Annotated in this window: 8 protein-coding genes; 5 read left to right on the forward strand and 3 right to left on the reverse strand. The window is 72.2% G+C overall.

All coding sequences use genetic code 11. The annotated features are described in order from the left end of the window. Positions 1-11 precede the first annotated feature (11 nt). Complete coding sequence (locus ACWDR0_RS09170; protein WP_456350999.1) at positions 12-860, forward strand: hypothetical protein; 849 nt, start codon at positions 12-14, stop codon at positions 858-860. A 90-nt stretch (positions 861-950) separates the two neighbouring features. Here the strand turns inward: ACWDR0_RS09170 and ACWDR0_RS09175 are convergent, their stop codons facing one another. Further along, entirely contained in the window at positions 951-1349 is a 399-nt protein-coding gene (locus ACWDR0_RS09175) for an Imm32 family immunity protein (RefSeq protein WP_456351000.1), read from the reverse strand. Positions 1350-1597: 248 nt separating this feature from the next. Here ACWDR0_RS09175 and ACWDR0_RS09180 point away from each other — a divergent pair, with 248 nt between their 5' ends. Next, entirely contained in the window at positions 1598-1990 is a 393-nt protein-coding gene (locus ACWDR0_RS09180) for a metalloregulator ArsR/SmtB family transcription factor (RefSeq protein WP_456351001.1), read from the forward strand. Beyond that, the gene (locus tag ACWDR0_RS09185; protein WP_456351002.1) at positions 1987-2478 is read left to right on the forward strand and encodes an SRPBCC family protein; all 492 of its coding nucleotides are present in this window, start codon (positions 1987-1989) and stop codon (positions 2476-2478) included. The genes ACWDR0_RS09180 and ACWDR0_RS09185 overlap by 4 nt, the downstream gene beginning before the upstream one ends. A gap of 129 nt (positions 2479-2607) precedes the next feature. Here ACWDR0_RS09185 and ACWDR0_RS09190 read toward each other — a convergent pair whose 3' ends face one another. Further along, a complete protein-coding gene (locus ACWDR0_RS09190) occupies positions 2608-5385 on the reverse strand; it encodes a hypothetical protein (protein WP_456351003.1) in 2778 nt (925 codons plus the stop codon). Positions 5386-5884: 499 nt separating this feature from the next. On the opposite strand from ACWDR0_RS09190, the gene ACWDR0_RS09195 reads away from it, so the two are divergent. Continuing rightward, positions 5885-7255 (forward strand): cytochrome P450, encoded by a 1371-nt coding sequence (locus ACWDR0_RS09195; protein WP_456351004.1) that lies wholly within the window; start codon positions 5885-5887, stop codon positions 7253-7255. A gap of 78 nt (positions 7256-7333) precedes the next feature. Here the strand turns inward: ACWDR0_RS09195 and ACWDR0_RS09200 are convergent, their stop codons facing one another. Then, entirely contained in the window at positions 7334-8038 is a 705-nt protein-coding gene (locus ACWDR0_RS09200; protein ID WP_456351005.1) for a hypothetical protein, read from the reverse strand. Positions 8039-8274: 236 nt separating this feature from the next. On the opposite strand from ACWDR0_RS09200, the gene ACWDR0_RS09205 reads away from it, so the two are divergent. After that, the gene (locus ACWDR0_RS09205; RefSeq protein WP_456351006.1) at positions 8275-12492 is read left to right on the forward strand and encodes an amino acid adenylation domain-containing protein; all 4218 of its coding nucleotides are present in this window, start codon (positions 8275-8277) and stop codon (positions 12490-12492) included. The last annotated feature ends 23 nt before the right edge of the window (positions 12493-12515 follow it).

Below are 12515 nucleotides of genomic sequence, written 5' to 3' on the forward strand. Positions count from 1 at the left end.
GGGGCTCTGCCATGGAGTGGGCGGACGAAGGCGTACGGATCGCGGTCTGGTGGCTGGTGGGCTTCGCGGCCTTCCACGTACTCATCGGGATCTGGTGCCTCCTCAGGGGCCTGCGCGACCGGGTGGTCATCCTCCGGGTCCGGTTCGGGGCCATCGGCCCGGTGGAGGCGTCCCGGCAGGCGGACGGTGACGCGGAGGCCGCGCGGACCGGGGTCCTCCTGCTCATCAAGGCAGGGGCGGTGGAGGTATCGGACACGGGCGTGCTCAGCGTCGTGCCCCGCGCTGCCGAGCCGGCCGATCCTGTGCTGTCCGCACTGCTGGGCGGGATCCGGCGGCGCGGCGCCGGGGGAACACCCCTCTACAGGATCCGGGAGAAGACCGGCTTCGAGGACTTCTGGAGCCTGCTGACGCGGCGGGCGCCGGATGTGCGGCAGCATGCCGAACCGAGCCGGGCGGCGGCCCAGTTCGCCGCCGCGGCTGCGAGCTTCGGAATGATCTCGCACGGTATGGCGACCGATGTGCCGTTCCCTCCGTTCGACGGCGACCCCGGCCTGTGGATGGTGCTGTGGTGGCCCCTCTGGGGCCTGCTCGCGCTGACCTCCCTGGTCTGGCCGAAGGACCACTCCAGGCGCTGGCGGCGCTTCAACGCGTACTGCCGGAGAAGGGCGGCCGCCGAACTGGAGGGGCTGCCCGGCGAGGCGCGCAGGGCGGTCGGCAAGAGTGCGACCAGGCCCGTCCCGCCCCGTCCCGCGCGGCGGCCAGCCCCGCGTTCGGGCAACAGGACCTCCCCGGACGGTGGTGGCGGGTGGGCCGACGAGGCCGCCGACTCGTGCGGAGGCTGCGGGTGCGGGAGCGACTGAGCGGCGCGGACCTCTACCCGGGGTGAAGCGACGACGGACGCGGAGGACGCGTTTGTCATCGCGGTCGCCGCCTGGGCGCCCATCGGGCGTTCATCGCACCGGCATGCCCCCATGAGGACTGTTCACGACCATGGCCAGAGACCCAGCGGCCAGGTAGTAGTGATCCGGGAAGTACTCAATGTGCCGGTGCCCGCCGTCGTGCATCTCCCCGATCGACCGGATTTCTTCACCGAGAGCGGTCAAGCCCCGCTGATCACCCTCGACGCGCAGAACACTCTGCTCCGGGTCGACTCCGATACGGACACCCGGGCCGCCGGTCCTCACCACTTCGACCGAAGCCAGTTCCGTGCCACCGAAGCCCGGTTCGGCCGAGGCGGTGGTTTCCATGCCGCCCTTCCCCGCGGCGAGAGCGAGAGCCAGGGCAAGGAGGTCCGCCGCGCCGCCCGAAACATCCACCCCCTCCTCGTGGGAAAAGAACAAGATCCTCATTCGCCACCACCCCTTCGGTTCCACCACGCCGGACTCCACCATCACAGCCGTTGCCCCTGGTCAACCGGGCTCTCGCGGCTCACAAGGCCGTCGAGTCCGGCGAGTCCGGCGAAACGGCCGTCATCCTTGCATCACTTTGGTGCGGGCGTGACATTCGACAACAGAACCAGGCTCAATCCACCGCGCTTCGAGGGCCTTCGGGACACCGAGCCCCCCTCAACGCGTAACCCATAGGTTACGCTTCTGGTGTGGACGAAGTGAGCGAGGTGGCGCAGGCCGTCGCCGACCCCGTGCGCCGGGAGATCCTGATGCTGCTGCACCGCGCCCCGCTGACGGCGGGCGACATCGCAGCCCGGTTCGCCATCAGCCGGCCCGCGGTCAGCCGCCATCTGCGGGTCCTGCGGGAGAGCGGCCTGGTCCGGGACGAGCAGATCGGACGGCACCGGCAGTACTCCCTCGTCCCGTCCCGGCTGGACGGCCTCGCCGCCTGGCTCGCCCGGTTCGACACCCGGCACGCCGACTGGTCGCAGCGGCTGGACGCCCTGGCGACCGAGGTCCACCGCACCGGGCGGGACCGCCGCCGGGCCGGGCCCGTAAGCGATCACAGCACCGTGCACCACCCCGAGGAGGACACGGCATGACCCCTGAGCCCAGCGGACGACTCGTCCCCACTCCCACCGGCCACGATCTGGTCCTGACCCGCAGCTACCGCGCCCCCGCCGAGGACGTCTGGGCGAGTGTCACCGAGCCGGAGCGCACCGCCCGCTGGTTCGGCCCGTGGCGCGGACGGGCCGCGCCGGGCGCCACCGTGGAGGTGCAGTTGGTGTTCGAGGAGTCGGCGCCCTGGTGCCCGCTCCGGATCGAGGCCTGCGAGGCGCCGCGGCGGCTCGCCGTCTCGATGGAGGACGAGGCCGGATCCTGGTCGCTGGAGCTGCTGCTGACCGAGACCGACGGCACCACCGAACTCCGGCTGGTCCACCACCTCGCCTCGCCGGAGCATCTCGGCGAGACCGGACCCGGCTGGGAGTACTACCTGGACCTGCTCACGGCCGCACGCACCGGTGGCCCGCGGCCCGTCTTCGAGGACTACTACCCGGCGCAGAAGGCGTACTTCGAGTCCCTGGCCTGACCCCCCGGGCTCGGTGCGGCAGGCGGTGGCACCGGCACGGCCCGTCGTGCCGGTGGCACCGGCCCCCGGAGCGGGGACCGGTGCCACCGGTCGGAACTGTCGTGCGCTACGGGACGGGCCCGCGGCGGGTCAGCGCCGCTGCTGCGGGTCCTTCACCTTGCCCGTGAAGAGCGGGCCGTCGACCCAGCCGTTGTCCCAGTCGTACATGACGCCCAGCTGCACGCCTATCGACTCCTCCGGCTCGGTCAGCGTGTCGGCGATCGTCGGTACGGACACTTCGACGCTCGCCGCGCCCGCGGGTACGTTGAGCCACATCTGGGAATTGGCCTCCGACAGGGGCCGTTCGGGTTCGGCGGGTACGCCCTGCTCCTCCAGCCACTGGGGGTCGACGTCCTTGGTGGACAGCTCCGGACCGCTGCCGGACGGCCGGAAGGTGAGCCGCGCCCAGGAGTCCGTGTCGGACGGGGCGGAAAGCTGGATCTTCCAGATCAGCTTGGAGCCCTCGGTGACCGAGTCGGCCACGGGGACCAGACTGATCTCGGGCCTGGGGTCGTCGTTCTCGACGAGCAGACCCCCGATGGCGGCACCGACCGCCGCTCCGCGCACGGCCTTGGCCGTGATCTCGTGGTTGATGTCGTCGCTGTAGCGGGTGTTGCCGCTGACCGTGACCGGCACGGTCACGGGGGCACCGGCCGTCACCTTCACGGTACGGACGGCTGTCGTGTACGTCTTCGGGTCGAGGACGCCGATCTTGACCGTGCCGGTGCCCTTGCCGGTGGCTCGGGCGGTCACCTGGTAGGTGCGGCTGCCGGAGTCGCCTTCCTTCACCCGCTGCAGGGAGACATCAACCCGCGGAAGCGGTACGGGGCGTACCTCCGGGGTGCCGGGGCGCCAGCCCCAGGCGTCCACCAGCCAGAGGCTGCCGGAGGTGCTGCGCGGGGTGATCTCGACCGACCGGATCCGCTTCTGGTCGAGACCGGCAGCGGCGGCCGCCTTCAGCGGGACCCGTACCTCACGCGCCCAGCGCGAGGTGGTCATGTCGGTACCGGGCAGGCCGTCGACCGTCGCCCGGCCGAGCACCGCCCGCTTGCCGGAGGCATCGGTCACGGCGATGTCGAGGAGGGTGCCGGAGCTGTTCGGCGGTACGGCGACGCGCAGCGCGAGCGCCTCGGAGCCGGCCAGCGAGAATGCCCGGCCCGGTGTCAGCTTCACCGGGCCGCCGGCCTTCGTCCAGTCGGCCCTGACCGCGTTGCGGCCCGGTTCGTCACCGGCGGCCCCCCACTCCGCGGAGTGCGGCGACTTGCCGGCCTCGGCCTCCTTCAGACAGGCCGCGTTGTCGTTGGACGAAACCTGGGCGCAGACCCGGCCGCCGGTCACCGACAGCGGGGCGTCGGGCAGGATCGCCGGGGTCCGGTTGGCGCCGACGGCGTGGCTCAGCACCCGGGCCGGGCCCGCGGAGGGCGCGCTGCGGCCGGAGCCGTCGAGGAGCGGGCGGACCCGGTCGTCGCCCGCGAGGAACAGCCGTGCGGCGGCGGCGATATAGGTGGTGCCCGCCGCCTGCTGCTGCGCCGCGGTCAGCCGGGTCTTCGCCGCCGTTCCGCAGACCGGGTCCCCTTCCTCGAACCAGTCGTCGTGGGCCGGTGCCTCGGTCTGGCCGGGCGTCCACTCGGTGTTGAAGTAGTTGTGGTTGGCGCCGACCATGTACACCGCGCTGTGCAGCGCCGTACCGCGGCCGATGCCCCGGGCGGCGTCCAGGAACATCTGCCCCTGGAGGTCGGACACATCGCCGTCGCAGCCCGGCAGCATCGTCAGGGACGGCACATCGGGCGCCGGGTTGTGGCCGAAGATCGTGGGACCGATCAGTACGGTGCCGCGGATCCGCCAGCGCACCGGCCCGCGGTAGCCGTCGTCGGCGCGGGGCACCGGGGAGACGCTGTCGTAGGCCGCCCGGTTGACGCCCTCACCGCCCCGCGAGTGGCCGACGAGAAGCACCTTGTTGAGGTCGGCGGCCTTTGTCGCGCGGACGGCCGCCGGTGCCTTCGCGGGGTTCGCGCTCCACTCCGCCCAGCGGGCCAGATGCTGCCGCACCAGGGAGGAGCGGGCCTGGGCCCCGGCGTCGGGCTTGGGGCCGTCCTGCGCGTTGATGCCGTTCGCGGAGATGGAGACCGTCACATAGCCCTGGGAGGCCAGGCGCTTCTGGTCGTGCAGATAGCCGCGGTAGCTCGGTATCGCCTTCTCGTCCGGCTTGCACGGCCAATTGCCGCTTGCCCAGTCCGAGCCCGGTACGTAGCAGGTGCCGTGCCGGCCGTGCAGGAAGAGCGCCAGCGGGCGCTTGCCGGGCGCGTCGACCGGGCCGACGACCGTGGCGCGCATCTCCACGGGCGTTTTGTAGCCCGGCAGCTGCACCGACTTCAGGGAGTACTCGCCACTGGTGGTGCGGTACTTGCCGGGGACACCCGGGTCAACCGCGTTGGCGGGCAGCGCGGCCGGGACCTTGACGTCGGCGGGTGCGCTCCGGCGGGCGGAGGATCGTTTCGCTCCGGCGGCGTCCAGCCGTCGCGCCCCGGCGACGACCTGGAGTTCGTCCACCGGTCCGATCGCCGACGGGTCGACGCGGAGCCTGAACGTACGGTGGTCGGGGGAGGGCTGCGGTATGCCGAGGGTCCGGTCCCCCGAACGGAACTCGACCAGGGCCCCGCCCAGGCCCACGGGCACGGGTGAGCTCCAGGTCAGCTCCCCGCCGCCGAGCCGCCAGCCGTCCGGCAGCCGCTTCCCCTCGGCGGCGCCCGGCGGCGCCCCGGGTATGGATTCCCCGGGCTGCTGCGGCTGGGCCCAGCCCGGTGCCGCGCCCGCGGTCAGCGCGGCGGCCGTGACGGCGGCCGTCAGCGCGCGTGAGACCAGTCTCACGATGGTGTCTCCTCGTCGTCCGTCGGAACATCGGAACCCCGGAGTCCCAGGGCTCCGACGAGGAAGAGGTATGACACACCGTCAACGGTTGCCTCATCAGCCCCATTACGGTGAACCGGGCGGCAGGGCGAACCGGCCCGCCGATGCGGCAGTTCGCACCGAATACACCGTGAAAGACGTGAGGTTCACGCCATACCACGCGGGGATACGCGTCCTTATGGTGTTGCCCGCGCCATATGCAAGGGCTGCCCGCAGCGCGGGCAGGAGTCCGGGGCGGGGCGCGTCCCGAACCGTGTGCACGGTCCCGCTGAACCCCGAATCCGTTGGGGGTGGCATGGCTACCGCCCGTACCGCTACCGGCCCGCCCGCCGCCGCACCGCGGCGGCCCGGCACCCGACCCGGCTCATCTCCACCGCTCCCGGCCCGGCCGGGCCCGTCGCGCCCGGGGACCTCCCCGGCACGCCGGGCCCGGGGGGCCGACGACCCTCCAGGAGACACCATGCCCACGGCAATCCCCCGTACCCCCGGACGGAATCCGGCCCCCGGCGCGCTCCCCGTGCTGGGGCACGCGGCGAGCATGCTCAGGGACCCGCTCGGCTTCTTCGCCGCGCTGCCCGCCCACGGTGACCTGGTCGACATCAGGATGGGCCCGTTCAAGGCCCTCGTGGTCACCTCGCCCGAGCTGATCCACCAGGTGCTGATGGACGACCGGACCTTCGACAAGGGTGGCCCCGTCTACGAGCGGACCAAGGAGGTCCTCGGCGACGGGGTGGTGACCTGTCCGCACAAGGACCACCGCCGCCTCCGCAGACTCGCCCAGCCCGCCTTCAGCCCGGCCCGCCACACGGCGTACGCCCGGATCATGTGCGAACAGACCGCCCTGGTGACCGATGCCTGGTCGGACGGTCAGGAGATCGACATCCTGGCCGATATGACGACGGTCGCCGCCCGTACCGGCGTGGCGACCTTCTTCGCCGGGCATCTGACCTCGCCGTCGCTGGCGAAGACCCCGAAGGACCTGGCGACCGTCGCCCGCGGGGTCTACCAGCGGATGCTCTTACCCGCGCCGCTCGACCGGATACCCACCCCGGGCAAGCGGCGCTACGACCGCAGCAGAGCCCGGCTGCGCAGCACCATCGACGGGGTGATAGCCGACTACCGCCGCACCGGGGAGGACCACGGCGATCTGCTGTCGATGCTGCTGGCCACCACCGGCGACAAACTCACCGACACCGAGCTCAACGACGCCGCGATCACCTTCTTCTTCGGCGCCACCGACACCATCGCCATCACCATCGCGTGGGCCCTGCACCTGCTCTCCCTGGACCGGGGCATCGAGGACGCCTTCCACAAGGAAGTCGACACCGTCCTCGACGGCCGCCCCGCGGCGGGCTACGACGACCTGGACCGGCTGGTGCTCACCAGACGCATCATCACCGAGACCCTCCGGCTCTATCCGCCGATCTGGCTGTTCACCCGCGTGGTCAGCACCGATACCGAACTGGGCGGCCACCGCGTCCCGGCCGGTACCAATGTGGTGATCAGCCCCTATCTCGTCCACCGCTCCGGCGCACTCCACCCGGACCCGGAGAACTTCGACCCGTCCCGCTGGGAGACCCAGGGCCTGGAGCCCGTCCGCCGCAGCGTGGTACCCACCATCCTCCCGTTCGGCGCGGGCGCCCGCGGCTGTATGGGCGAGACCTTCGCCATCAACGAAATCACCCTGGCCCTGACGAACATCGCGGCCCGCTGGCGACTGCTCGCCGTGAACCCCGCCGCGGTCCGGCCCACTTCGGGCGCCATTCTGGGCCCCTCGGGGCTGCGGCTGCGGGCCGCCGCCCGGAACACCGCGAACACCGCGACCGCCTGACCGGCCCCCGGCCGCACCCGTAGGCCGGGTCCGACAACCGCTTCCGGCCCGGACGGAATCCGGGCCGGAAGCACCGCCTCAGCCGTCCGACGCGGCCGCCGCGGTCCGGAACGGCAGCCCCGCGCAGGCCCGCCGCTTCAGCTCCCTGAAGTCGCGGAAGCCGTCCATCCAGGTGACCGCGTTGCCGTGCTCGTCGTGGTCCTCGGACACCCGCAGCAGTTCGGGGTCGAAGTGCTCCAGCAGCCGGGGGTCGTCCAGCGCGATCCCGGCCGGCGGAGCCGCGGTCTCCAGAACCGGCCGCCCGATCACGACCTCCGCGCGGAGCGCGCCGCCGATGGTGAACAGATGGTTCTCGCCGTAGAACAGCCCGGCGTGGACATCGCCCCCGATCCGGGCGGAGCAGTCGTTGTAGTCGCCGATCAGCCGGTCGGTGCGCAGTTCGCCGTGGACCTCCAGCCAGCCGCCGGTCACCACGTCACGCGCCCGCATACTGCCGGTCACCAGGGCGAAGGACTCGGGATGGTCACTGTCCCGGTAGGCACCGCCGACGACCAGATCACCGAGCACCACCAGCAGACAGATGCCCTCCTGGGCCAGGTCGAGGTCGCCGGGTATGTACACGTCGCCGTCGGCGAACCGGATGTCGGTGGTGTAGTGCTCGATCTCGTCGAGCATCTCGGTGACCCGTTCGGTCTTGTACCCGTCGTGGAACCGCCGGATCGCCGGAAGCACCTCGGCGAGGGAGATCTGGTCCTGCTGGTAGCTGCGCACGCTGGCCGTCATGGGCGGAACCCTGGCACACGGCACCGACACCGTGCCGGAGAACGGGTTCGGGCGGGAGTCCGGAGGATCGCCGGCGGGGGCGGCAGAAAGCTCGCCGTCATGGCCGCACCGCATTTCGGATCGAATTAATAGTACTGGTGGTTCCGTTATGCTGAAAAGGCGTCTTCGGTCCAAACCGGCCTCCCAAAAAACTCTGTTCATATTACTTTTCATATCACCATTCCCCAGGGGGAAGTTTGCTGTCCGATCCACTTCCCCTGCCGTCCGGCGATGGCGGCGTACGGCTGCCCCTGGCATCGGGCCAGCGGGAGATCTGGTTCAGCCAGGCCAGGTCGGGCCGTCAACCCGCCTTCCGCATCGCCGAATACCTGGAGATCGGCGGGCCGGTGCGGCCCCCGCTGCTGGAAGCCGCGATCCGCAGGGTCGTGACCGAGGCCGAGCCGCTCGGCGTACGCTTCGGGTCGCAGGCCGGAGTGCCGTGGCAGACGATCGATACGGCGCGGGAGTGGGAATTCCCCGTATTCGACGTCAGTTCCCGGCCCGACCCGCGGGAAGCCGCGGAAGAATGGATGCGCGGCGATCTGAACCGCCCGAGGGACCTCGAACGGGAACCCCTTTTCTCCTATGCGCTGTTCACCCTGGCAGCGGACCGATACGCGCTCTACCACAGCTTCCACCACATCGTCGTCGACGCCGCGGGCGGCGCACTGGTGATGCGACGGATCGCCGAGGTCTACACGGCACTGGCCGAAGGCGGCACTCCGCCGGAATCCCCCTTCGGATCGCTGCGACGGCTGATCGAACGCGACACGGCCTACCAGTCCTCGCCGGAACGTGCCGCCGACCGCGCCCACTGGGCCGCGCACTTCGCGCGACGCCCCGCGCCGGCCCCCCTCACCACCGGTACCGACACCGACAGCGGCGCCGTGTCCGCGCCCGCTTCACTGCGGGAGACCGTGCACCTCGACGACCGGCAGGCGGACCGGCTGCGCACGGCGGCCAGGGCCGCCGGGGTGCACTGGTCGGTCGTGCTGCTGGCGACGACGGCGGCGTACGTCCACCGGCATACCGGCGCGTCCGACATCGTCATCGGCCTGCCGGTCACCGCCCGCACCGACGCCGAACTGCGCGCGCTTCCCGGGATGCTCGCCAACGTCGTACCCCTGCGCCTGTGCGTATCGGCGGACACCCGCCTGCGCGATCTGCTGCGGCAGGCATCCCGCGAGGCCCGGCGGGCCCTGCGGCACCAGCGCTACCGCTGTGTCGACCTCGCCCGGGACCTGCGGCTGCCCGACGCGGGACGTGACTTCATGACCGCCCAGATCAACGTCATGTCCTTCGCATACGACTTCACCTTCGCCGGGCACCCGGTCACCGCCCGCAACCTGTCCACCGGGGTCACCGGCGAACTGAACGTGGTGGCATACGACAGGGCCGACGGGACGGGTCTCCGGATCGACTTCAACGCCCCCGCCGGGCCCTACACCCGCTCCGGTCTGGCCGGACACCGCGACCGCTATCAGCGGCTCCTGAACGCCTTCTGCGACCTCTCCTCCCCCGACCGCACCGTCGGCGGTGCCGACCTGCTGTCCGAACCGGAACGCCGCCGCGTGCTCGTCGAGTGGAACGCCACGGCCCGCGCGGTACCCGCGGTCACCCTCACGGAGCTGCTCACGGCTCAGGCCGGGCGCACCCCCGACCGCCTCGCGGTACTCGCGGACGAGGACGGGCAGCAACTGACGTACGCCGAACTCCACACCGCCGCCGACCGGCTGGCGGGCCTGCTCCGGGAGCACGGCGCCCGGCCCGGAGCGCGTGTCGCCGTCGCCCTGCCGCGCCGCCCCGGACTGCTGGTCGCCCTGCTGGCCGTGCTGAACACCGGGGCCGCCTATCTGCCGCTGGACCCCGAGCAACCGGCCGAACGGCTGGGCCGGATGCTCACCGACGCGGCACCGGTCCTGGTCGTCACCGAGCCGGACGCCACGGCGGCCTCGGCTCTCACCGAGCCGGACCGGGTACCCCGGCTGCTGATCGACGGCCGCGGAGCCGCGGTTGCCGGCCGGGGCAGCGCCCTCGTACCGCCTCCCGGCCCGGCCGCGGCCCGGCCGGAGGATCCGGCATATCTGATCTACACCTCGGGCTCCACCGGTCGGCCCAAAGGCGTCCTCGTCCCGCACCGGGCGATCGTCAACCGGCTGCTGTGGATGCAGGACACCTACCGCCTCACCGGCCGGGACCGGGTCCTGCAGAAGACCTCCACCGGCTTCGACGTGTCCGTATGGGAGCTGTTCTGGCCGCTGATCAGCGGTGCCGTCCTCGTCCTGGCCCGGCCCGGCGGCCACCGGGACCAGCGCTACGTGGCCCGCGTGATCCGGGAACAGGGCATCACCACCGCGCACTTCGTGCCGTCGGTGCTCGACGCGTTCCTCGCCGAACCCGCCGCCGCCGGATGCGACCGGCTGCGGCAGGTCTTCAGCAGCGGGGAAGCGCTGCCCCGCTCGACGGCCGAACGCTTCCACACCCTGCTGCCGCGGACCGCGCTCCACAATCTGTACGGGCCCACCGAAGCCGCCGTCGACGTCACCCACCACCGGTGCGTGCCCGGCGCCACGGGACCGGTGCCCATCGGCAGACCCGTATGGAACACCCGGCTGTACGTCCTCGACGCCGCGCTCCAGCCCTGCGCGCCGGGAATGCCCGGCGAGCTGTACCTCGCGGGCGCCCAACTGGCCACCGGCTACCACGCCCGCCCGGAGCTGACCGCCGAGCGCTTCCCCGCGGACCCGTTCGCGGAACTCTTCGGCGCCCCGGGGAGCCGGATGTACCGTACCGGCGACCTGGCCGGCTGGCTGCCGGACGGCAGCGTCGAGTATCTCGGCCGCACCGACGACCAGGTCAAACTGCGCGGAGTCCGGATCGAACTGGGCGAGGTCGAGAGCGCGCTGCGGGCGCTGCCCGGGATCGCCCAGGCCGCCGCCAGGGTGATCGGCGAACGGCTCGTCGGCTATGTGACCGAACGTCCGGCGGCCGGCTCTCCGCACCACGGCACCGACCCCGCCGAAGCACGCCGCCGGCTGGCACTCACCCTCCCCGAGCCCATGGTGCCCGCCGACCTCGTCGTCCTCGACTCGCTGCCGCTGCACCCCAGCGGCAAGCTGGACCGCAACGCACTGCCCGACCCCGGGCACCGCACCGGCGCGGCGGGCCCCCGGCCCGGGCCCGACACCCGCGAGGCGCGGCTGGCCGCACTCTTCGGCGAGGTCCTCGACCTGGAGGGCCTCGGCGCCGACGCCGACTTCTTCCAGCTCGGCGGGCACTCCCTGCTCGCCGCCCGGCTGCTGGCCCGCGTCCACGAGGTCTTCGGCACCGAACTGCCGATCCGCACGCTGTTCGAGGCACCCACGGTGGCCCAGCTCGCCAAGCAGCTCGACCAGGCCGAACCGGCGCCGGACCCGGACCGGTGTACGGCGGACCGCGATCCGGCGCACGGGGACCGGAATCCGGCAGACAGGGTTCCGCCGCACCGGGATACAAGGGACCGGGACCGGGTTCCGGCGCACCGGGAGACGTCCGGTTCCCTCACTCCGTGGGACCGCCTCGACCCTCTGCTGTCACTCCGCGGCGATGGCGGCGCTCCCCCGCTGTTCTGTATCCACCCCGGCAGCGGCCTCGGCGGTGCCTACGCCGGTCTGCTGCGCCACCTCGGCCGGGCCCGGCCCCTCCACGCCCTCCAGGCGGTCGGCCTCACCGCACCCGAGCGGGCGATGCCCGCCGCGGTGGAGGAGATGGCCGCCGACTACGTCCGGCGCATCAAGACGGTCCGGCCGTCCGGCCCGTACCACCTGCTGGGCTGGTCCTTCGGCGGCCTGGTCGCCCACGCCATGGCAACCCGGTTGCAGAGCCGGGGGGAACAGGTCGGAGTCCTCGCCGTCCTCGACGCCTACCCCGACAACCGCCGCATCCTCTCCGGCCGGACCGAACCGAGCGAGGAACAGTGGCTGCGGCTGGCCCTGGACTTCGCCGCCGGCTTCCCCGGCGACCCCGGTCCCGAGCCTCAGCGCACCCCCGCGCCGAACAGCGGCCATCAGGAACCGGTCCGTCCCGCGGCGGACACGGACACCCTGATCGCCGCCCTGCGCCGCACCGGCCTGCCCGAACCTCTGCTACGGGACCCGCTCGCCTCCCCGCTGCTGGGCGTCGTCCGCAACAACCTCACCCTGAGCAGCCGGTTCACTCCCCAGGTCTTCGACGGCGACCTGCTGCTTTTCACCGCGGAACAGGCCGTTCCCGGATACCCCGCCGACCCGGCCCACACCCCCCGGCAGTGGCAGCGCCATGTGACCGGAACGGTGCACGCACACGGCGTACCCGCGCACCACTTCCACCTCCTGCACCCCGGCCCTCTGGCCCATATCGGCCCACTGCTGGCCGCGGCCCTCACCGAGGCGGACTGAACAGGATCCGCACCCGGAAATCC

The sequence above is a fragment of the Streptomyces sp. NPDC003691 genome, assembly GCF_053981115.1.

Excerpts from the sequence above, each read along its gene's own strand:
- ACWDR0_RS09170 (WP_456350999.1), top strand. The coding sequence starts at position 12 with ATGGAGTGGGCGGACGAAGGCGTACGGATCGCGGTCTGGTGGCTGGTG.
- ACWDR0_RS09175 (WP_456351000.1), bottom strand. The coding sequence starts at position 1,349 with ATGAGGATCTTGTTCTTTTCCCACGAGGAGGGGGTGGATGTTTCGGGC.
- ACWDR0_RS09185 (WP_456351002.1), top strand. The coding sequence starts at position 1,987 with ATGACCCCTGAGCCCAGCGGACGACTCGTCCCCACTCCCACCGGCCAC.
- ACWDR0_RS09200 (WP_456351005.1), bottom strand. The coding sequence starts at position 8,038 with ATGACGGCCAGCGTGCGCAGCTACCAGCAGGACCAGATCTCCCTCGCC.
- ACWDR0_RS09195 (WP_456351004.1), top strand. The coding sequence starts at position 5,885 with ATGCCCACGGCAATCCCCCGTACCCCCGGACGGAATCCGGCCCCCGGC.